The following is an 18015-nucleotide window of genomic DNA, read 5'->3' as shown; positions in this document are numbered from 1 at the left end:
AGCGTCAAGCCCATATCTTTTCTTGCGCGACAGCCTGCTTTTTGCCACGCCATCCCGAACCGCAACAACGCGAAAGCCATCATGACCAATCCGCGGGCGCAGGCCCAAGAATCGAAGATCGCGACATCCCGCCGGATGCGCGAGCGGTTGAAGCGCTTTTTCGGACCGTGGGGCATGTTCGTCCGCGGCTTTATCAAGCACCCGGTCATGGTGGGGTCGATCGTCCCCTCGTCGCCGACACTGATCCGCCACATGCTGGGGCCGGTGGACTGGAAAAGGACGAAGCTGTTCGTCGAATATGGCCCCGGCGTCGGTACTTTCTGCCGCCCGGTGCTCGAACATCTGCCGGGCGACGCGACGCTGATCGCGATCGACACCAACGCGGATTTCATCGACTATCTGAACAAGGATATCCGCGACAGCCGCTTCATCGCGGTCCACGGATCGGCCACCGACGTCGAATCGATCATCGCCGCACATGGTTTCGAACATGCCGATTATGTGCTGTCGGGCCTGCCCTTTTCGACGCTCCCCGCCGGCGTCGGCCCGGCGATCGCCGCCGCGACGCACCGCGTGCTGCGCCCCGGCGGTGCCTTTCTGGTCTATCAGTTCCGCGCTCGAGCGCGCGATTTCCTCGCCAGGCATTTCAAGCGCATCGACAATGCGTTCGAATGGGTCAACGTCCCGCCCTGTTTCCTCTTCTGGGGCTGGAAGGACTGATCAGACGGCTTCGAGATCGGGTTCGGCGAGGCCGAAATTGAGCCGCCGCGACACCGTATAATCGGCGACGCCGACCACGAACCAGGCGAGCGTCCAGCGCAGCCGGGTGAGCAGGCCCGCGCGCGCCTTGTGCGACTCCTTCGTCACGATCTCGCATTCGCCTTCCAGGCTGGCGACGAAGTCGCGCATCCGCGCGGCGAATTCGGCGTCGGCGATCCGCAGCATGATCTCGACGTTCACGAACAGGCTGCGCGCATCGAAATTGGCCGAGCCGACATAGGTGACATCGTCGATGACGATCAGCTTCATATGCAGCTTGCACGGCCGATATTCCCACACATCGGCCTGTTTCCTGAGCAGATAGCCATAGAGGAGGCGCGAGGCGCCGATCGTCGCGGCATTGTCCGACTGCGCCGCCATCACGAAGCGCGCGCGGCCGCGGCGGGCGACGCGGCCCAGGCGGCGCAGCATCCCCTGACCGGGCGAGAAATAAGCCATCGCCATGTCGAGCCGGCGCGCGCGGTCGAGGTCGCGGCGCACCGCGCGCGCCCAGGGGGAAAGCCGCTGCGTCGGGCCGCCGACGAGCCAGGTGAGCGCCCCGTTCTCGACCGGCCATTCGCGGATCAGCCGGCGCAGAATCAACAGTTTGCCGTCATCGCCGGTCGTATAGGCGTGAAGTTCGGCGAACCAGCGCACCGCCTGCGCGACGCTCGGCCCTTCGACGATCAGGCCGAGGTCGAACCAGCAGTCGCGGCGCGGCGGACTGAGATATTGTTCGGAAATGTTGAAGCCGCCCGTGATCGCGATCCGCTCGTCGATCAGGACCAGCTTCTGGTGATTGCGGATCAGATAGCTCGATCGCCAGCGCCGCGAAAAGAAAAGGATTTCGCCGCCGGCGGAGCGGAGCGGCGCGAACAGCGCGTCGGGCGTGTCCGACGAGCCGAAGCTGTCGATCACGGCGCGGACGCGCACCCCGCGCTGCGCGGCGGCGAGCAGGCGCGCGACGATCTCGCGCCCCGCGCTGTCGTCGTCGAAAATATACATCACGATGTCGATGCTGCGTGCCGCGCCGTCGATCAGCGCGCGAAGGCGGTCGAGCCGGGCGGCGCCGTCGAAGATCAGCTCGAGATCGTGACCGGCAACGCTCGCCTGTATCGGGTCGTGCGGGCAGGCCGAAGCCGCTGGGTTCGTCATCGCGCCCTGCATAGGCCGCGCGGCTTGCGCGGGGCAAGGGTGGCACTTACATTGACAATCCCGGCCTCCGCTGCTAGCGCGCAGCGCTTGCAAGCCGCCGCCTTGGCCGGCCTCTCCCGCAACAAGGAATTACCATGGCCCGCGTTACCGTCGAAGATTGTGTCGACAAAGTTCCCAACCGCTTCGATCTGGTCCTGCTGTCCGCGCACCGCGCCCGCGAAATTTCGGGCGGATCGGAGCTGACGATCGACCGCGACCGCGACAAAAATCCCGTCGTCGCGCTGCGCGAGATCGCCGAGCAGACGGTGAAGCCGCAGGATCTGGGCGATTCGCTCGTTGGTTCGCTGCAAAAGGTGGTCGTCGACGACGACGATACGCCCGACGAAATCAGCTCGATCAGCCGCTCGGCCGAAGCGCTCCGCCTTACCGCCGCGGCGCCGCCGCGCAGCCCGGCGAGCGCCGGTCCCGATTTCGACTGATCGCTGGCACAAGTCATCACCAAAGGGCCGTGGTAAACCGCGGCCCTTTTTGTGTCAGGCGACCCGGGTGAGTTCGGCGACGCGGATCGCGCGCGACGCGAGCATCGGTTCGAGGATGATACCGATCCGCCGCGCGCGCGGCGAATGGGCGGTGATGTTGTAGAGGCTGTTCGCAACGACATCGGCGATCTGCACACCCTCGCTGCGCCGGCTGTCGGCGAGCGAGGCGGTGCCCCAGCCCGCGAGCCCGGCCTGGATCGCGTCGCGCACCCGCGCGAGGATCACCGGATCATAGCGCCCGTCGTCGATCACGACGTCCGAGCACACACCTCCGGTTTCGGGAAGCCAATGGCCGACCGCGCTGTCGAGCAGCGCAGCATAGAGTTCGAGGTCGGTGATCGTCGAACCGTCGGCGGGCGGCATCAGCTTCGCGGTCTCGGCGCTTGCCACCCAGGCGCGGCCGCCGGCGCGATCGAAGAGTTCGAGCAGATAGGCGCGTTCGGTCAAGCTGATCCGGCTGCCCTTGAGTTCGCCGCGAAGGCCGGTCACGGCGCGGAATCGCGCGTGGATCGAGGCGGCGGTCTCCGGCGTGAGCATCACCGCGGCAAAGGTCATCGCGCCGGCGTTGAGTCCGCCCGATTCGTCGCAATAGATCGTCATTATATGCGCTTATCGGGCATCAGGACGGGCAGGGATAGCGTTTCTTCATCAGCGCATCAAAGGCGGCATAGAGCGACAATTTGCTGCGGACGCGTGCGGGGTAGCTGTTGAGATGTGCGAGCCATTCCTCGGGAGTGAGGCTTCCCGTTTCGGGCGGGCAGCTCGTCGTCGGGCGTCCGGCGCTGCGCTGCGCGTCGATCCGCGCCTTGTAGCGTTTCGCGGTCGCGATCACTTCATTCTTCAGCCGATAGGCTTCGGGGGTCGCCGCCGCGAGCGGGCCGAGCCGCATGATATTGTTCGCGCGCGCAAGAAAGGTGGCGACGCTCATGTCGCCGGGTGCCATGCCGCAGAGCAGGAGGCCCGCCAGCAGGGCAGGGGCAATCCGTGCGCGGCCGCCCGGACCTGCCCCCCTATGCAAAATGTCAGGCGCCCTGCGGGTTGGCGCCGCCGAAGGGACGCGGCTTGCGCTTGATCTGCGGCAGGCCGCCGGCGTGGCCCTGAACGGGGTTCGCGGCCTTGCCATGATCGTCGTCGCGGCCGATGTCCTCGCCGGCGATCGCGCGCTTTGCTTCCTCGCCCGACAGCGTCTCATATTCGAGCAGCGCGCCGGCGAGCAGGTGCAGTTCGTCGAGATGGTCGGTGAGCACCTTGCGCGCGGTCGCTTCGCCTTCCTCGACGAGGCGGCGGACCTCGGCGTCGATCAGCTTGGCCGTCTCTTCGGACATATTCTGCGCGCGCGAGACGCTGTGGCCGAGAAACACCTCGTCCTGATTGTCGCGATAGCGCAGCCAGCCCAGTTTTTCCGACATGCCATATTCCATGACCATCGAGCGCGCCATGTCGGTCGCCTGCTGGATGTCGTTCGACGCGCCGGTGTTGAGTTCGTCCTGGCCATAGATGAGCTGTTCGGCGATGCGGCCGCCGAAGCAGAGCGCGAGCCGCGCCTTCATCTGCTTCATGCTCATCGAATAGCGGTCGCGCTCGGGCAGGTTCCACGTCACGCCCAGCGCGCGCCCGCGCGGAATGATCGTGACCTTGTGCAAGGGGTCGTTGCCTTCGACGTGAAGCGAGACGAGCGCATGGCCGGCTTCGTGATAGGCGGTCGCCTTCTTCTCGTCCTCGGTCATCACCATCGAGCGGCGTTCGGCGCCCATCAGCACCTTGTCCTTGGCTTCCTCGAACTCGTTCGAGGCGATCAGGCGCTTGCCCTTGCGCGCGGCGAGCAGCGCCGCCTCGTTCGCCAGGTTGGCGAGGTCGGCGCCCGAGAAGCCCGGCGTGCCGCGCGCGATACGGCGGAGGTCGACGTCGGGCGCGAGCGGCTTCTTGCGCGTATGCACCTCGAGGATCTTCTGGCGGCCCTCGATGTCGGGGCGCGGCACGACGACCTGGCGGTCGAAGCGGCCCGGACGCAGAAGCGCCGGGTCGAGCACGTCGGGGCGGTTGGTCGCCGCGACGATGATGATCCCCTCATTGGCCTCGAACCCGTCCATTTCGACGAGCAGCTGGTTGAGCGTCTGTTCGCGCTCGTCGTTGCCGTTGCCGAGGCCCGCGCCGCGGTGACGGCCGACCGCGTCGATCTCGTCGATGAAGACGATGCACGGCGCGTTGCGCTTCGCCTGTTCGAACATGTCGCGGACGCGGCTGGCGCCGACACCGACGAACATTTCGACGAAATCCGAGCCTGAAATGGTGAAGAAGGGCACGCCCGCCTCGCCCGCGATCGCGCGCGCGAGCAACGTCTTGCCGGTGCCGGGCGAGCCGACGAGCAGCGCGCCCTTCGGAATCTGGCCGCCGAGCTTCGAGAATTTGCTGGGGTCCTTCAGGAATTCGACGATTTCCTGCAATTCCTCGCGCGCCTCGTCGATACCCGCGACATCGTCGAAGGTCACGCGGCCCTGCTTTTCGGTGAGCATCTTCGCGCGCGACTTGCCGAAGCCCATCGCGCCCGAACCATTGTTCTTCTGCACCTGGCGGAAGACGAAGAAGGCAATACCGAGGATCAGCAGGAAGGGCAGCGACTGGACGAGCAGATACATCCAGAAATTGGGCACTTCGGCGGGCTTGCCGTCATATTTGACGCCATTTTCGTTGAGCAGCTTCAAAAGCTCGGGATCGCGGACGACATTGGCGGTGAAATGATCGCCGTTGGACAACTCGCCGGTGACGCGATCATCGGAAAGCACGACCTGCTTGACGCTGCCTTCCTCGACCTTTTGCCGGAACTCGGAATAGGCGAGCGCATTCCCCGCCGGCTGCGCGGCGCCGCCGAACATCGAGGCGACGAGGAGCATGGCAAGCAAAATGCCGCTCCAGATCATCACGCTCTTCATCCAGGGGTTGCCCTGCGGTTCCTTGTCGTCCTGCATGCGAATCTTTCCAATCGTCGCGCAAAGTCGCGACTCCTAGTCTCAAGATAGGGGGTCGGGGTTAAATGACAATGAGGCCTTATGGCCCAGGCGCCCTTTTTCGCCGAGGTGCGGCCGAAATGCGCCACATCGACCCGTTTCCGCCGCCTTGCGCCGCGTCGATCAGCAGCGCCCCGACCATCGCGCGCCGCCCGCTCTTCATCGCCGCGATCACCCCGTCGAGCGTGTGGCCGCGCAGTGCGAGCCGCTGATCGTTCGCCTGAAGCCGCCGCACGACGATGCGGCGGAAGAGTTCGGCGGGATAGCCGTGGTCCCGGATCACGGCCCGGTCGCGCGCGTCGGGCCAGCTGGCGATCGCGGCCTCGACCGCCCAGTCGATCGCGGCGTCGGCTTCGGCGAGATTGACGGCCGCCCGCGCGGCGGCTTGCGGGTCGATGATCGCCTGCGATTTCAAAGCCTTGCGAAGCCGTGCCCGATCGAAGCGGGTGTCGCTGTTCGACGGATCGTCGACGATCGGCAGGTCGGCGTCGAGCGCGAGCGCGACCAGCTCGTCGCGCCGCCAGCCGAGCAAGGGGCGGAGCACCGCGCCGTTGCGCGCACGCACTCCGGCGAGCCCGCCGACCCCGCTGCTGCGGTTCAGGCGCATGATCATCGTTTCGAGCTGGTCGTCGGCGTGGTGTGCGGTGACGATATGATCGAGCGCATGGGCCGCGCGCCACTGGTCGAGCAGCCGATAGCGTTCGGTTCGCGCCGCGGCCTGGAGCGAGCCCGAGATTGGCCGGGCGGGATGCAGGATGCTGTGCGGAATATGCTCGCGCGCGCAGAAGCCCGCGACCATGCGCGCTTCATCGGCCGATTCGGCGCGCAGGCCGTGATCGACCGTCGCCGCCCGGACCTGGCCGGGCAGCAGCGAGATCATCAACCAGAGCAGCGCCATGCTGTCGGGACCGCCCGACACCGCAACGCCGTAATGCGCCCGCTGCCAGCCGGGGCCGGCGACGGCGGCGAGGCCGGCGGCGAAGCGCTCGACCGCGTCGCGCTCAGCAGCCGGCTTTTGCTTTTGCCGCGGCGGCATCATTGCGGACATCCTGCGGGGCCTTGTCGCCGTAAACATCGTCGAGCTCGCGGAAGGCCTTGCACGCGTCGGCCTTGCGCCCGAGCCTGTCGAGCGCGACACCCATATACATCAGGCTGTGCGGAGCACGCGGCCCGCTCGGCCGGTCCTTGTAATTATTATAGAAGGCGACCGCCGCCAGGCTCGGCTTGCCCTCGTCCAGATAGGCGCGGCCGAGCAGATTCTGCGCATAGCTCGCCCAATTGTCCTTCGGCCATTTGGCGACGACCTGCTTGAGCTGCGCTTCGGCCTCGGGATAGAGTTTCGCGTCCCACAGTCGGTAGCCATAGGTATAGGCGTCCTCGACCGCGTTGCCGGTCGAGGGGATCTCGACCTTCTTGACGAGCGCGAGCCGGTCGGCGTCGCTCCCCGAGGCCGCGGGCTTCGCGGCCGGCTTGCTTGCCGGCGTCGCGGCGGCGACGGTGGGCTTCACCGCAGGCGCGAGACTCGCGGGCTCCGCACCAGTTGCCGCGGGCGCAAATCTCTTCTCCATTTCGGCCTTGTAGGCGGTGAACTGCTTTTCGAGTTCGCGCAGCTGATAGGCATTCTGCTCGGTCTGGCCGGTCAGCGTCCGAAGCTGCGCTTCGAGCGCATCGACGCGCGCGGTCAGGTCGATCACCGGAGCGGTGCCCTGCGCGCGCACGCCGGGCGTGTTGTCGGGGGCGATCTCGCCTTCGAAAAAGGCCGGGTTTCCGCCCGGGAACACGCTGCGCTGAACCGCGCGCATTTCCTTTTCGAGCCGCTCGACGCGCTTGTCGAGCGCGCCATCCTGCGCCTGCGCCGGCGAAGCGACCGCCATCAATGCCGCCGCGGCGGCTCCCCGCACCAAAATCTGTCGCATCTTTATCCTTTGTCAGTCCCACCCATTAACCATATCCGGTTCATAACGCGGGCGAGGGCGCGAGCCAAACCCCTTTCGGCGCCTTGCCTCGACAAAAAGGTCGATTGTGGAAGGATCAGCGCGCCGGGGTTGCCGCCGGGGCGCCGGCGCTGTCGTTGCCCTCGGCCCGCGCGAGCAGGTCGGCGGGCTTCAGCGATATATTCTTGACCAGCGTGTCGGCGGGGCCGATCTGACCGACGTCGCGGCCCCCGACCGTCACCTTGATCGCCTGCGGGATGCTGGTGCGCAGCGTGAACTGTTCGATATAGGCGGGCGGCACTTCATAGGTTTCGCCGGGATCGAGCGTCCGCCAATTCTCGGTCTTGCCCGTCGCGTCGTCGAAGCCGATCCACACTTCGGACAGGCCGGTCAGCACGACCGGCGCGTCCGCCGCCACCGGGCCGGGCGCGGGCTTGGTCGCCGCATCATCCGCAACGGTCGCCGGCGCTTCGGAGGCATCGGCGTCGCGGTTCTGCGCCGCGATCAGCGCGTCGTCGGGCTCGACCGACAGAAAGCGCCAGACACCATAGGCCGAAACGAGCAGCGCGGCGACGATCGCCAGCGTCCAGGCGAGGCGGGCGGTCGGCAGACGCGCGGGGTCGGTCGGTTCATAGGCTTCATAAGCCGGACGCGCTGCATATTCGTCTTCTTCGAGCTCGCGGCGGACGGCGGCGCCGATCTCGGCCTCGGGCAGGTCGACCGCGCGGGCATAGGCGCGCGCGAAGCCGGTGACATAGGTGCGTCCCGGCAATTCGGAGAAATCGGACTTTTCGATCGCTTCGAGGTGGCGCTGGGTGATCCGTGTCCGCGACGCGACGTCGGCGAGCGACAAGCCGGCGGCCTCGCGCGCCAGCCGCAATTTGTCACCGGTGCGCGTAATCGCCAGTTCGCCCTGCTCGGCGACCTCTTCGTCTGCCATTCCTGTCTCCGTACCAGCCGCGTGCAACCCTTGGTGCGACCGTGCCGGACTATTCTTCGCACCGACGGTGCGGCCGAGTCAAATGAAGTTCGGCAAATGACGGATTGAAAAGGTGCCGGATCGCCAGCGACGGTCCGACGCGCGTTCAGAGCACATATTTGCTGAGGTCGGTGTCGCCCACGACGTCGGCGAGCTGGCGGTCGACATAGGCGGCATCGACGGTCAGCGTTTCGCCGCTGCGATCCTCGGCGGTGAAGCTGATGTCCTCGACCAGCCGCTCCATCATCGTCTGCAATCGGCGGGCGCCGATATTCTCCACCGTTTCATTGACCTCGGCCGCTAGCTTCGCGACGCGTGCGATCGCGTCGGGCCGGAAGTCGACCGTGACGCCTTCGGTGCCGAGCAGCGCGGCATATTGTTCGGGAAGCCCCGCCTTCGTCTCGGTCAGGATGCGCACGAAATCTTCTTCGGTCAGCGCCCCCAATTCGACGCGGATCGGCAGGCGGCCCTGCAGTTCGGGCAGCAGGTCGGAGGGCTTGGCGACGTGGAAGGCGCCGCTCGCGATGAAGAGGACGTGATCGGTCTTCATCGGGCCATATTTGGTCGCAACGGTCGTGCCCTCGATCAGCGGCAACAGGTCGCGCTGCACGCCCTCGCGGCTCACCGACCCGCCGCGCACGTCGCTGACCGCGATCTTGTCGATCTCGTCGAGGAAGACGATCCCGTTCGCCTCGGCATCGGCGAGTGCGACGCGCGCGACATCGTCCTGGTCGAGGCGCTTGTCCTGTTCCTCCTCGATCAGCCGCGTCGCGGCTTCGTGGACGGTCAGCTTGCGGCGCTTCCTGGGCGGGCCGCCCATCGCCTTGCCGAGCATGTCCGACAGGTTGATCATGCTCATCTGACCCGGCTGGCCGGGCAGCTCGAAGCTCATGCTCGGCGCGTCGGCGACCTCGATCTCGACTTCCTTGTCGTCGAGATGGCCCTCGCGGATGCGCTGGCGAAAGCTCTCGCGGGTCGCCTCGCTCGCGCCCTTGCCGGTCAGCGCGTCGAGCAGGCGGTCCATCGCCGCCTCCTCGGCGGCACCGCGCACCGCCTCGCGCCGGCGGTCCTTTTCGAGGCGCACCGCCTCTTCGACCAGGTCGCGCGCGATCTGTTCGACGTCGCGGCCGACATAGCCGACTTCGGTGAATTTGGTGGCCTCGACCTTGATGAAGGGCGCGTCGGCGAGCTTGGCGAGGCGGCGCGAAATCTCGGTCTTGCCGCAGCCCGTGGGGCCGATCATCAGAATATTCTTGGGGCTCACCTCGTCGCGCAGATCGGGCGAAAGCTGCTGGCGGCGCCAGCGGTTGCGGAGTGCGACCGCGACCGCGCGCTTCGCCGCGTCCTGGCCGATGATATGCGTGTCGAGCGCGGCGACGATCGCCTTCGGGGTCAAATCCTTGTTCATGGGGGTCAAGCCTGAATGTCGATGGTTTCGAGGGTGGTCTGATCGTTGGTATAGACGCAGATGTCGGCGGCGATCGCCATCGCCTTCTTCGCCAGCACCTCGGGGTCCTTTTCATAGTCGGCGAGCGCGCGCGCCGCCGACAGCGCATAATTGCCGCCCGATCCGATCGCGGCGATGCCGCCCTGCGGTTCGAGCACGTCGCCATTGCCGGTGATGACCAGCGTTACATCCTTGTCGGCGACGATCATCATCGCCTCCAGATTGCGCAGATATTTGTCGGTGCGCCAGTCCTTCGCCAGTTCGACCGCGGCGCGCAAAAGCTGGCCGCCATGGCGTTCGAGCTTCGCTTCGAGCCGCTCGAAGAGGGTGAAGGCGTCGGCGGTTGCGCCGGCAAAGCCGCCGATGACGCTGCCGTCGTGCAGGCGGCGCACCTTGCGGGCATTGGCCTTCATCACGGTCTGGCCCATCGAAACCTGTCCGTCGCCGATGACGACGACCTTTTCGGCGGTGCGGGCGGATAAGATGGTGGTGCCGTGCCACGGCGCGGCGCTGGTCTGTTCGCTCATGCCGCGCGATATGGGGCAGGGGGCTTGGCGCCGCAAGGGTGGGGCTTCATCCCTTCCCCATTCATGGGGCAGGGCAATCGCATATGCGAGCGACGGGACTTCTCCCCTCCCGCTTGCGGGAGGGGTTGGGGGTGGGCAGCGACGTCGCAACGGCCCACCCCGCTGCGACTAGCGAGCAAGCTCGCAAGTCTCGCTACCCCTCCCGCAAGCGGGAGGGGAAATATCGACGCGCAGCAATTTCACGTGCGATTGTATCAAGGGGCAGGAACGCCTTTAGATCACCAGCTTCCACCCCAGCGTTTCGCCCGCGTGGAAGGGAACGACCTCGCCGATGCGGTCGGGAACCTGCGTCTCGCCGCGTTCGAGAGTGATCGTGCCCTCGTTGAGCGGCAGGCCATAGAAGCGCGGGCCATGCTCGCTCGCGAAGCCCTCGAACCTGTCGAGCGCGCCGTCCGCGTCGAACGCCGCGACATAGGATTCGAGCGCATAGGGCGCATTGAAGATGCCGGCGCAGCCGCACGAAGCCTCCTTGGTATGGACCGCGTGCGGCGCGCTGTCGGTGCCGAGGAAATATTTGGGCGAGCCCGAGGTCGCGGCGGCGCGGACCGCCAGACGGTGCTCCTCGCGCTTGGCGACGGGCAGGCAATAGGCGTGCGGGCGGATGCCGCCGACGAGCATCGCATTGCGGTTGATATGCAGATGCTGCGGCGTGATCGTTGCCGCGACGGTCGCGGGCGCATCGGCGACGAACTGCGCGGCCTCCGCCGTGGTGATATGCTCGAAGACGATCTTGAGTTCGGGGAGGCGCGCGACGAGCGGCGTGAGTGTGCGGTCGATGAACACAGCCTCGCGGTCGAAGATGTCGACGTGCGTGTCGGTGACTTCGCCGTGGATCAACAGCGGCATGCCGATGTCGGCCATGCGCTCGAGCACGCCCATGATGTTCGCGACGTCGGTGACGCCGTGCGCGCTGCCCGTCGTCGCGTGCGCGGGATAGAGCTTCGCCGCGGTGAACACGCCTTCCTGATGCCCGCGCGCCAGCTCGTCGGCGTCGCTATGGTCGGTCAGATAGGCGACGATCAGCGGGGTGAAGTCGAGTTCGGCAGGCACCGCCGCGACGATCCGCTCGCGATAGGCGATGCCCTCGGCGACGCTCGTGACCGGCGGCGACAGGTTCGGCATCACGATCGCGCGCGCGAACTGCCGTGCCGTATAAGGTGCGACATGCGTGAGCATCGCGCCGTCGCGCAGATGGACGTGCCAGTCGTCGGGGCGGCGGATGGTCAGGCGGTCGGTCATGGCGGGCCTTTGGGCAGATCGTGGCTTGGCTTTGGCTGGGGCGTCCCTAGATTATCGTCATGGCCAATACCACCCTCAACGATCGTGCTCTTGTCCGCCTGTCGGGCGAGGACGTCCGCGGCTTTCTGCAGGGACTCGTCACCAACGATGTGTCGGGCAACCTGCCGTTATGGGCGGCGCTGCTCACCGCGCAGGGGAAAGTCTTGTTCGACTTCCTCGTCTGGGGGGACGAGGCGGATCTGCTGATCGACTGCGAGCGGGCGGCCGCCGACGATCTGGTCAAGCGGCTGACGCTCTATCGGCTGCGCCGCGCGATCACCATCGCACGCGACGACGGAATTGCCGTGCATTGGGCGCCCGAAGGCGACCTCGGCGAACCCGACCCGCGACTCGCGGCGCTTGGGCAGCGCTGGCTCGCCCCGGCCGATGAAAGCGAGGGCGTCGAGGCCGCGTGGCGCGCGCACCGGCTGGAGCAGGGGGTGACCGAAGGCCGCGCCGAACTCGGCGACGGCACGACGCTGTGGCTCGAATGCAATGCGATCGAACTGAACGGCGTCAGCTTTTCGAAGGGCTGCTATGTCGGACAGGAGAATACGGCGCGGATGAACTGGCGGCAGAAGGTCAATCGCCGGCTCGTCGTCGTGCCGATTGCCGATGCCGACGAGAAACGGCAGGTGATCGCCTATACCGGCCTCGGCTGGTCGATCGAGCACCGCCGCGTCGAGGCGATCGACCCTGCAAAGGCGCCAGCCTGGCTGCGCGAGGGCCTTGCCATAACGGGGTCATGACGCGCGGTGCGTGCCGTGATAGGGTGCGGTCATGCGCCGATTTCACACCCTTGCCGCGCTAGGCGCCGCGATGCTCGCGGTGCCCGCGCACGCGGCCTGCGACAGCGCGCCGCCGCCTGCCAAGGGCGGCGAGGGTGCGCCGATCGTCCCCGGCTATGAGCCCGGCCCCGAAACGCCGCCGTCGCCGCTCGTCGAACTCGCCGCCGATTCGCTCTGGCGCGCGCGCTTCGCCGCGGCGGCCGACGAATTGCTGCCCGCGCTGCTGTCGGGCGACGCTGCGCGCTGGCAGCCCTTGCTCGGCGGGCCGTGGCTGAACGAGGCCGACCGCGCCAAGGTCTCCGCCTTGCTCGCCGATCAATGCGGCCCCTTCATTCCGCTCGTTCAGGCGACGCGCCCGCCCGCCCGCCGGATATTCGGCTGGTCGGTGCCGAGCACCTATTCGCCCGCCGACCGCGCCGAGATCGCCGCGCGGCCCGAGGCCGAGGCGCTCGTCTGCTGGTCGGCGCAGCCGCCGGGCGAAGCGAGCTGGCCGCAGACGGCGGTGGAAGCGGACAATGCGCGCGGCCGCACCTATGCCTGCGCACGGATCGTCTATTCGGTGCGCGAGAGCCCACCGCAATGGCGCGCCTTCATCGAGGCGCCCGCTTAACCAAAAGCCAATATTGATCGCCTAAGCCTGCAACCATGATCGGGCGTTTCCTGGGGCTTGCCGCGGTGATCGCGGTGGTATCGGTCGGCGTGGCGGGGATCGCCGGCCGCACGACGAGCATGAATGCGGCCGGAGCCGCCGATGCGGGCGGCGGCGACACCGGCAACTGGACGACCGAAAAGCGCCAGCATGGCGGCTGGTCGGCATCGCCGCGCGGCGCGCGCGGTTCGCCCGGCGAAGTAAGGCTCGGGCGGGCGGGCGATTCGCATTTCTATGCCGACGCCAATGTCGACGGCACCAATATCCGCATGATGGTCGACAGCGGCGCCTCGATCGTCGCGCTCACCCGCCGCGATGCCGAGGCGATCGGGATCGACGTCGATTCGCTGCCGATCGCGGGCAGCGCGAACACCGCGGGCGGGCTGGTGCCGGTGCGCCCGGTGACGCTCGACAGCGTCGATGTCGAGGGCATCGAAGTGCGCGGCGTGGAGGCGGCGGTGCTCGACGCCGACATGGGCGTTTCGCTGCTCGGGCAGAGCTATTTGTCGAAGCTCGATGCAGTGAACGTCGAAGGCGATACGATGACGCTGCGGTGATTGGCTGGATTGGGGGTGGGGAGCGGACGTCGCTACCCCCGATCTTCGTCATCCCGGACTTGATCCGGGATCCATGACTTCGGCGCTGCTATGGATCCCGGATCAAGTCCGGGATGACGATGAAATGAAGGCCCGCAATCGGGGTCGATCCCCGCCGCTCGCCCGCATCCACCGGACCGCCCCTCCTCCAACCCGCCCTTGCCATCCCGGCGGCTTTTCCCCACATCACCCGCCATGAACGCTCCCAACCCCCCGCTGCGCGCCGCGATCGTGCCCGTCACCGCTTTTCAGCAGAATTGCACGCTGCTCTGGTGTACCGAGACCAACAAGGCGGCCTTCGTCGATCCCGGCGGCGATCTCGACAAGCTGAAGGAGGCGGTCAGGCAGACCGGGGTCGAGGTCGAGAAGATCCTCGTCACCCACGGCCATATGGACCATTGCGGACAGGCGGGCGTGCTCGCGAAGGAACTGGGCGTGCCGATCGAGGGGCCGCACGAGGACGACCGCTTCTGGATCGAGCGGCTCGGCGAAGATGGCGCGCGCTTCGGCCTGTCGGGCGAGGTGTTCGAGCCCGACCGCTGGCTGAGCGACGGCGACACGGTCACCGTCGGCAACCTCAGCATCGACGTCATCCATTGCCCGGGCCACACGCCGGGGCACGTCGTTTTTTATCACAAGCCCTCGAAGCTCGCGATCGTCGGCGACGTGCTGTTTCAGGGGTCGATCGGGCGTACCGATTTTCCGCGCGGCGACCACGGGCAGCTGCTTGCGTCGATCACGCAAAAGCTGTGGCCGCTCGGCGACGATACGGTCTTCCTGCCCGGCCACGGCCCGCACAGCAATTTCGGGGCCGAGCGCCAGACCAATCCCTTCGTCAGCGACGAAGCGCTCGCGTAGCGAAGTAGCCGCTATTTCGGCGCGACAACTTCGGTTTCCTGCACCTCGGTCGCGACGATCGTCGTCGGGGTCAGATAGACTGCGAGCAACGCGGTGATGGCGAGGCCCGCCTGGACGAGCATCGTCACGAGCGTGCCGGCGGCGCGCGCCCAGGTCTTTCCGTCCATGCCGATCGCGTGGAAAATCCGCGCGACGAGATAGATTGCGCCCGTCGCCCACAGCCAGATCGACGAACCGAGGCCGAGTTCGACGAGGAAGAGCAGGATCAGCACGAAAGCGGTGTTTTCGACATAATTGCTGTGCGCGCGCATCCGCCGGATCACGCGCTCGTTGCCGCCGTCGCCGACCGACACTTTTTCTTGCCCGCGCACGCGCCCGACGCGCATCGCGAGCCAGATGTTGAGCAGCGCGGCCCCCGCGGCGATGGTCAGGCTGATCGGCAACATCGTCATTTCGCTTCCCCTCCAATGCTCTGCGGCGCTATAACGGGCGCCGGGCTCCGGCGTGTGTGGCATTGTCATCGAGGCAGGGCAAGCGATCCGGTGGGGCTTGCCTTTGCGAGCAAAAACGCTATAGCCGCGCCCGATCCGGCACCCGACACCATCAGGCGTTGAGGCACCTTCCGGCGGAAGATTTTCCTGCAAAATGAGCGGGAACAGCCTTCGGCGCGGCGGGCGGGCCAGTCGTTCTCCACAAGCGGGGATGACAAGTCCGGGTTCGCCGATTTGTGATAAACAGTTGAGAATACAGGATATATCATGGCCGTCCCCAAGCGAAAAACATCGCCCTCGAAGCGCGGCATGCGTCGCAGCCACGACGCCCTGAAGGTCGAAGCCTATCAGGAATGCCCGAATTGCGGCGAACTGAAGCGCCCGCATAACCTCTGCAATGCCTGTGGCCACTACAACGGCCGCGAAGTGGTGTCGGTCGCCTGAACCTTAGCCGGAGGGCGTACCGATGAGCCTGACACCGCGAATCGCGATTGATGCGATGGGCGGTGACGTCGGCGTCCGCGTGATGTGCGCGGGCGCGGCGATGGCGCGTCACCAGCACGAGCGCCTTCGCTTCCTGCTCGTCGGCGACGAGACGCGGATCAAGGCCGCGCTCGAAAATCACCCGAACCTGCGCGCGGCGTCGGAGATCATCCACACCGACAAGGTCGTTTCGGGCGAGGCAAAACCGAGCCAGGCGCTGCGGTCCGGACGCGGCAGTTCGATGGGGCTCGCGATCGACGCAGTGAAGCGCGGCGATGCCGGCGGCGCCGTCTCGGCGGGCAACACCGGCGCGCTGATGGCGATGTCGAAGCTCGCGCTGCGCACGATGCCGGGGATCGACCGGCCGGCGCTCGCGGCGCTGCTGCCGTCGCTCGGCGACAATGACGTCGTGATGCTCGACCTCGGCGCCAATACCGACTGCGATGCCAACAATCTCGTCCAGTTCGCGGTGATGGGCGCCGCCTATGCGCGCACCGCAATGGGGCTGGAGCGGCCGCGCGTCGCGCTGCTCAACATCGGCACCGAGGAATTGAAGGGCACCGACCAGATCCGCGACGCGGCGGCGATGCTCCGCGGCGCCGAAGGGCTGCCGATGGAGTTCACCGGCTTCATCGAAGGCGACAAGCTGTCGCGCGGCCATGTCGATGTGATCGTCCACGACGGTTTTTCAGGCAATATCGCCTTGAAGACGATCGAGGGCACCGCGCGCTTCGTGACCGACCTGTTGCGCCGCGCCTTCACCTCGTCGACGCGCTCGAAGATCGGCTTTCTGATCTCGCGCCCCGCGACCGAGCTGCTGCGCCATCATCTCGATCCGAACAATCACAATGGCGCGGTGTTTCTCGGCCTCAACGGCGTGGTGCTCAAGAGCCACGGCAGCGCCGATGCGAAGGGCGTCGCCAACGCCGTCCATCTGTGCGCCGAACTGATCGAAAAGGACATCACGCGCCAGGTGACCGAGGATCTCGCCAATTTCCGCCACGAGGACGCGGCATGACGCGGCGCGCGATCCTGAAGGGCACCGGCTCCGCCCTGCCGCGCAAGCGCGTGTCGAACGCCGAGCTCGCCGAGCGCGTCGATACCAGCGACGAATGGATCGTCGAGCGCACGGGCATCCGCTTTCGCCATATCGCCGAGGCCGACGAGACGACCGGCACCCTCGGCGCGGCGGCGGCGAAGGAAGCGCTAAAGGCTGCGGGGCTCGAACCTTCAGACATTGGATTGATCATCGTCGCCACCGCGACCCCCGACAATACGTTCCCGGCGACGGCGACCAAGGTGCAGGCGCTGATCGGCGCACCCGATTGCATCGCCTTCGACGTCGCGGCGGTGTGCTCGGGCTTTCTCTATGCGGTCTCGGTTGCCGACTCGATGCTCCGCACCGGCGCTGCGGATCATGCACTGGTGATCGGCAGCGAGACCTTCAGCCGCATCCTCGACTGGGACGACCGCACGACCTGCGTGCTGTTCGGCGATGGCGCCGGTGCGGTGGTGCTCTCGGCCGAAGACGTCGAGGACGATCGCGGCATCCTTGCGACCCGCCTGCACGCCGAAGGACAATATTCGGACATGCTCTATGTCGACGGCGGTCCGTCGACCACGGGCACCGTCGGTCATGTCCGAATGCAGGGACGCGAAGTGTTCCGCCATGCCGTCACCAATCTGGCCGCGGTGCTGGGCGAGGTGCTGGGTGACGTCGGACTGTCGGCGAGCGACATCGACTGGGTCGTTCCGCATCAGGCGAACAAGCGGATCATCGACGCGACCGCAAAGAAGCTGGGCCTGCCCGCCGATCGCGTCGTGCTGACCGTCGACCAGCACGCCAATACGTCGGCAGCATCGGTGCCGCTCGCGCTCGATCTTGCGGTGCGCGACGGGCGGATCAAGCGCGGCGACCTGGTCGTGCTCGAAGCGATGGGCGGCGGTTTCACCTGGGGCGCGGCGGTCTTGCGCGTCTGAATCCGCTCAAGATAGCACCAATTTGGCGGTAACGGGCAGGCCGTCGCTTCAACTCTTCCGTCCATCCATTTCAGTTTGGTGGATTTCTTCGCCTTTGTTACAAATGGAACAGGGACTCGTGACGGTGGGGGACCGGCCACGGCCCGGTTTTGGCTTTCGCTTCAGGAGGGGAAGAGACTATCATGGCTGCCGGAACGCTTACCCGCGCCGATATAGCGGCGCGGATCAACCAGCAGGTGGGGCTATCGCGCAACGAATCGGCAACGATCGTCGAATCGATCCTGTCGCACATGTGCAATGCGTTGGCCGAGGGTGAGAATGTGAAGATTTCGGGTTTCGGAACCTTCGTGCTGCGCGACAAGGCGCAGCGGATCGGCCGCAATCCGAAGACCGGCATCGAAGTGCCGATCCTGCCGCGCCGCGTGATGACCTTTCGCGCCAGCCAGGCGATGCGCGCGCGGGTGGCCGGCAGTTGACGGGATAGCGG

Annotated in this window: 21 protein-coding genes; 10 read left to right on the top strand and 11 right to left on the bottom strand. The window is 66.7% G+C overall.

Features of this window, described 5'->3' with window-relative positions; genetic code table 11:
• The first annotated feature begins 81 nt into the window (after positions 1-81).
• Entirely contained in the window at positions 82-720 is a 639-nt protein-coding gene (locus KNJ79_RS12055) for a class I SAM-dependent methyltransferase (protein ID WP_170935620.1), read from the top strand.
• Here KNJ79_RS12055 and KNJ79_RS12050 read toward each other — a convergent pair whose 3' ends face one another.
• Positions 721-1914 carry a phospholipase D-like domain-containing protein gene (locus KNJ79_RS12050; protein ID WP_317151227.1) on the bottom strand — a complete coding sequence of 398 codons (1194 nt, stop codon included), beginning with the start codon at positions 1912-1914 and terminating at the stop codon, positions 721-723.
• A gap of 134 nt (positions 1915-2048) precedes the next feature.
• Between KNJ79_RS12050 and rpoZ the strand changes: the two genes are divergently transcribed.
• Positions 2049-2393: a DNA-directed RNA polymerase subunit omega gene (gene rpoZ, locus KNJ79_RS12045; protein WP_089217127.1), complete on the top strand. Its 345-nt coding sequence runs from the start codon at positions 2049-2051 to the stop codon at positions 2391-2393.
• 54 nt (positions 2394-2447) lie between these two features.
• Here the strand turns inward: rpoZ and KNJ79_RS12040 are convergent, their stop codons facing one another.
• From KNJ79_RS12040 to pyrC, 9 genes are all read right to left on the bottom strand, one after another.
• On the bottom strand, positions 2448-3053 hold the full coding sequence (locus KNJ79_RS12040; RefSeq protein ID WP_317151226.1) for a DUF3800 domain-containing protein: 606 nt from the start codon (positions 3051-3053) through the stop codon (positions 2448-2450).
• Positions 3054-3072: 19 nt separating this feature from the next.
• Positions 3073-3396 (bottom strand): hypothetical protein, encoded by a 324-nt coding sequence (locus tag KNJ79_RS12035; RefSeq protein WP_317151225.1) that lies wholly within the window; start codon positions 3394-3396, stop codon positions 3073-3075.
• A 79-nt stretch (positions 3397-3475) separates the two neighbouring features.
• Positions 3476-5419, bottom strand: coding sequence for an ATP-dependent zinc metalloprotease FtsH (gene ftsH, locus KNJ79_RS12030; protein ID WP_317151224.1), 1944 nt, complete (start codon positions 5417-5419; stop codon positions 3476-3478).
• 79 nt (positions 5420-5498) lie between these two features.
• Positions 5499-6497 (bottom strand): tRNA lysidine(34) synthetase TilS, encoded by a 999-nt coding sequence (tilS, locus tag KNJ79_RS12025; RefSeq protein WP_245836910.1) that lies wholly within the window; start codon positions 6495-6497, stop codon positions 5499-5501.
• Positions 6460-7374 carry a tetratricopeptide repeat protein gene (locus KNJ79_RS12020; protein ID WP_317151223.1) on the bottom strand — a complete coding sequence of 305 codons (915 nt, stop codon included), beginning with the start codon at positions 7372-7374 and terminating at the stop codon, positions 6460-6462. Before KNJ79_RS12020 ends, tilS begins: the two co-directional genes overlap by 38 nt.
• Before the next feature lie 115 nt (positions 7375-7489).
• Positions 7490-8332, bottom strand: coding sequence for a helix-turn-helix domain-containing protein (locus KNJ79_RS12015; RefSeq protein WP_089217133.1), 843 nt, complete (start codon positions 8330-8332; stop codon positions 7490-7492).
• 145 nt (positions 8333-8477) lie between these two features.
• Positions 8478-9779, bottom strand: a complete 1302-nt coding sequence (gene hslU / locus KNJ79_RS12010; protein ID WP_089217134.1) for an ATP-dependent protease ATPase subunit HslU — start codon at positions 9777-9779, stop codon at positions 8478-8480.
• A gap of 5 nt (positions 9780-9784) precedes the next feature.
• Complete coding sequence (gene hslV / locus KNJ79_RS12005; RefSeq protein ID WP_089217135.1) at positions 9785-10345, bottom strand: ATP-dependent protease subunit HslV; 561 nt, start codon at positions 10343-10345, stop codon at positions 9785-9787.
• A 273-nt stretch (positions 10346-10618) separates the two neighbouring features.
• A complete protein-coding gene (pyrC, locus tag KNJ79_RS12000) occupies positions 10619-11644 on the bottom strand; it encodes a dihydroorotase (RefSeq protein ID WP_317151222.1) in 1026 nt (341 codons plus the stop codon).
• Positions 11645-11703: 59 nt separating this feature from the next.
• Between pyrC and ygfZ the strand changes: the two genes are divergently transcribed.
• From ygfZ to KNJ79_RS11980, 4 genes are all read left to right on the top strand, one after another.
• The gene (gene ygfZ, locus KNJ79_RS11995; protein ID WP_317151221.1) at positions 11704-12432 is read left to right on the top strand and encodes a CAF17-like 4Fe-4S cluster assembly/insertion protein YgfZ; all 729 of its coding nucleotides are present in this window, start codon (positions 11704-11706) and stop codon (positions 12430-12432) included.
• A 31-nt stretch (positions 12433-12463) separates the two neighbouring features.
• Positions 12464-13081, top strand: coding sequence for a hypothetical protein (locus tag KNJ79_RS11990; protein ID WP_317151220.1), 618 nt, complete (start codon positions 12464-12466; stop codon positions 13079-13081).
• Between the two features lie 35 nt (positions 13082-13116).
• The gene (locus KNJ79_RS11985; protein WP_317151219.1) at positions 13117-13677 is read left to right on the top strand and encodes a retropepsin-like aspartic protease family protein; all 561 of its coding nucleotides are present in this window, start codon (positions 13117-13119) and stop codon (positions 13675-13677) included.
• Positions 13678-13911: 234 nt separating this feature from the next.
• A complete protein-coding gene (locus KNJ79_RS11980; RefSeq protein ID WP_317151218.1) occupies positions 13912-14574 on the top strand; it encodes an MBL fold metallo-hydrolase in 663 nt (220 codons plus the stop codon).
• An 11-nt stretch (positions 14575-14585) separates the two neighbouring features.
• Here the strand turns inward: KNJ79_RS11980 and KNJ79_RS11975 are convergent, their stop codons facing one another.
• Positions 14586-15026, bottom strand: a complete 441-nt coding sequence (locus KNJ79_RS11975; protein ID WP_317151217.1) for an MAPEG family protein — start codon at positions 15024-15026, stop codon at positions 14586-14588.
• A gap of 306 nt (positions 15027-15332) precedes the next feature.
• On the opposite strand from KNJ79_RS11975, the gene rpmF reads away from it, so the two are divergent.
• From rpmF to KNJ79_RS11955, 4 genes are all read left to right on the top strand, one after another.
• The gene (rpmF, locus tag KNJ79_RS11970; protein ID WP_089217142.1) at positions 15333-15509 is read left to right on the top strand and encodes a 50S ribosomal protein L32; all 177 of its coding nucleotides are present in this window, start codon (positions 15333-15335) and stop codon (positions 15507-15509) included.
• Positions 15510-15531: 22 nt separating this feature from the next.
• The gene (gene plsX, locus KNJ79_RS11965; RefSeq protein WP_089217143.1) at positions 15532-16566 is read left to right on the top strand and encodes a phosphate acyltransferase PlsX; all 1035 of its coding nucleotides are present in this window, start codon (positions 15532-15534) and stop codon (positions 16564-16566) included.
• Positions 16563-17528, top strand: coding sequence for a beta-ketoacyl-ACP synthase III (locus KNJ79_RS11960; RefSeq protein ID WP_317151216.1), 966 nt, complete (start codon positions 16563-16565; stop codon positions 17526-17528). The genes plsX and KNJ79_RS11960 overlap by 4 nt, the downstream gene beginning before the upstream one ends.
• A gap of 182 nt (positions 17529-17710) precedes the next feature.
• A complete protein-coding gene (locus KNJ79_RS11955; RefSeq protein ID WP_089217145.1) occupies positions 17711-18004 on the top strand; it encodes an integration host factor subunit alpha in 294 nt (97 codons plus the stop codon).
• The last annotated feature ends 11 nt before the right edge of the window (positions 18005-18015 follow it).

Origin of the sequence: Sphingopyxis indica, assembly GCF_032879645.1 — a bacterium.
Lineage (GTDB): Bacteria > Pseudomonadota > Alphaproteobacteria > Sphingomonadales > Sphingomonadaceae > Sphingopyxis > Sphingopyxis indica.
This window is presented reverse-complemented; position numbering and strand designations above follow the sequence as displayed.

What these genes read in the sequence shown, in the direction of transcription:
- KNJ79_RS12055 (WP_170935620.1), top strand. Translation starts at nt 82, where the DNA reads ATGACCAATCCGCGGGCGCAGGCCCAAGAATCGAAGATCGCGACATCC.
- KNJ79_RS12050 (WP_317151227.1), bottom strand. Translation starts at nt 1,914, where the DNA reads ATGACGAACCCAGCGGCTTCGGCCTGCCCGCACGACCCGATACAGGCG.
- rpoZ (WP_089217127.1), top strand. Translation starts at nt 2,049, where the DNA reads ATGGCCCGCGTTACCGTCGAAGATTGTGTCGACAAAGTTCCCAACCGC.
- KNJ79_RS12040 (WP_317151226.1), bottom strand. Translation starts at nt 3,053, where the DNA reads ATGACGATCTATTGCGACGAATCGGGCGGACTCAACGCCGGCGCGATG.
- KNJ79_RS12035 (WP_317151225.1), bottom strand. Translation starts at nt 3,396, where the DNA reads ATGGCACCCGGCGACATGAGCGTCGCCACCTTTCTTGCGCGCGCGAAC.
- ftsH (WP_317151224.1), bottom strand. Translation starts at nt 5,419, where the DNA reads ATGCAGGACGACAAGGAACCGCAGGGCAACCCCTGGATGAAGAGCGTG.
- tilS (WP_245836910.1), bottom strand. Translation starts at nt 6,497, where the DNA reads ATGATGCCGCCGCGGCAAAAGCAAAAGCCGGCTGCTGAGCGCGACGCG.
- KNJ79_RS12020 (WP_317151223.1), bottom strand. Translation starts at nt 7,374, where the DNA reads ATGCGACAGATTTTGGTGCGGGGAGCCGCCGCGGCGGCATTGATGGCG.
- KNJ79_RS12015 (WP_089217133.1), bottom strand. Translation starts at nt 8,332, where the DNA reads ATGGCAGACGAAGAGGTCGCCGAGCAGGGCGAACTGGCGATTACGCGC.
- hslU (WP_089217134.1), bottom strand. Translation starts at nt 9,779, where the DNA reads ATGAACAAGGATTTGACCCCGAAGGCGATCGTCGCCGCGCTCGACACG.
- hslV (WP_089217135.1), bottom strand. Translation starts at nt 10,345, where the DNA reads ATGAGCGAACAGACCAGCGCCGCGCCGTGGCACGGCACCACCATCTTA.
- pyrC (WP_317151222.1), bottom strand. Translation starts at nt 11,644, where the DNA reads ATGACCGACCGCCTGACCATCCGCCGCCCCGACGACTGGCACGTCCAT.
- ygfZ (WP_317151221.1), top strand. Translation starts at nt 11,704, where the DNA reads ATGGCCAATACCACCCTCAACGATCGTGCTCTTGTCCGCCTGTCGGGC.
- KNJ79_RS11990 (WP_317151220.1), top strand. Translation starts at nt 12,464, where the DNA reads ATGCGCCGATTTCACACCCTTGCCGCGCTAGGCGCCGCGATGCTCGCG.
- KNJ79_RS11985 (WP_317151219.1), top strand. Translation starts at nt 13,117, where the DNA reads ATGATCGGGCGTTTCCTGGGGCTTGCCGCGGTGATCGCGGTGGTATCG.
- KNJ79_RS11980 (WP_317151218.1), top strand. Translation starts at nt 13,912, where the DNA reads ATGAACGCTCCCAACCCCCCGCTGCGCGCCGCGATCGTGCCCGTCACC.
- KNJ79_RS11975 (WP_317151217.1), bottom strand. Translation starts at nt 15,026, where the DNA reads ATGACGATGTTGCCGATCAGCCTGACCATCGCCGCGGGGGCCGCGCTG.
- rpmF (WP_089217142.1), top strand. Translation starts at nt 15,333, where the DNA reads ATGGCCGTCCCCAAGCGAAAAACATCGCCCTCGAAGCGCGGCATGCGT.
- plsX (WP_089217143.1), top strand. Translation starts at nt 15,532, where the DNA reads ATGAGCCTGACACCGCGAATCGCGATTGATGCGATGGGCGGTGACGTC.
- KNJ79_RS11960 (WP_317151216.1), top strand. Translation starts at nt 16,563, where the DNA reads ATGACGCGGCGCGCGATCCTGAAGGGCACCGGCTCCGCCCTGCCGCGC.
- KNJ79_RS11955 (WP_089217145.1), top strand. Translation starts at nt 17,711, where the DNA reads ATGGCTGCCGGAACGCTTACCCGCGCCGATATAGCGGCGCGGATCAAC.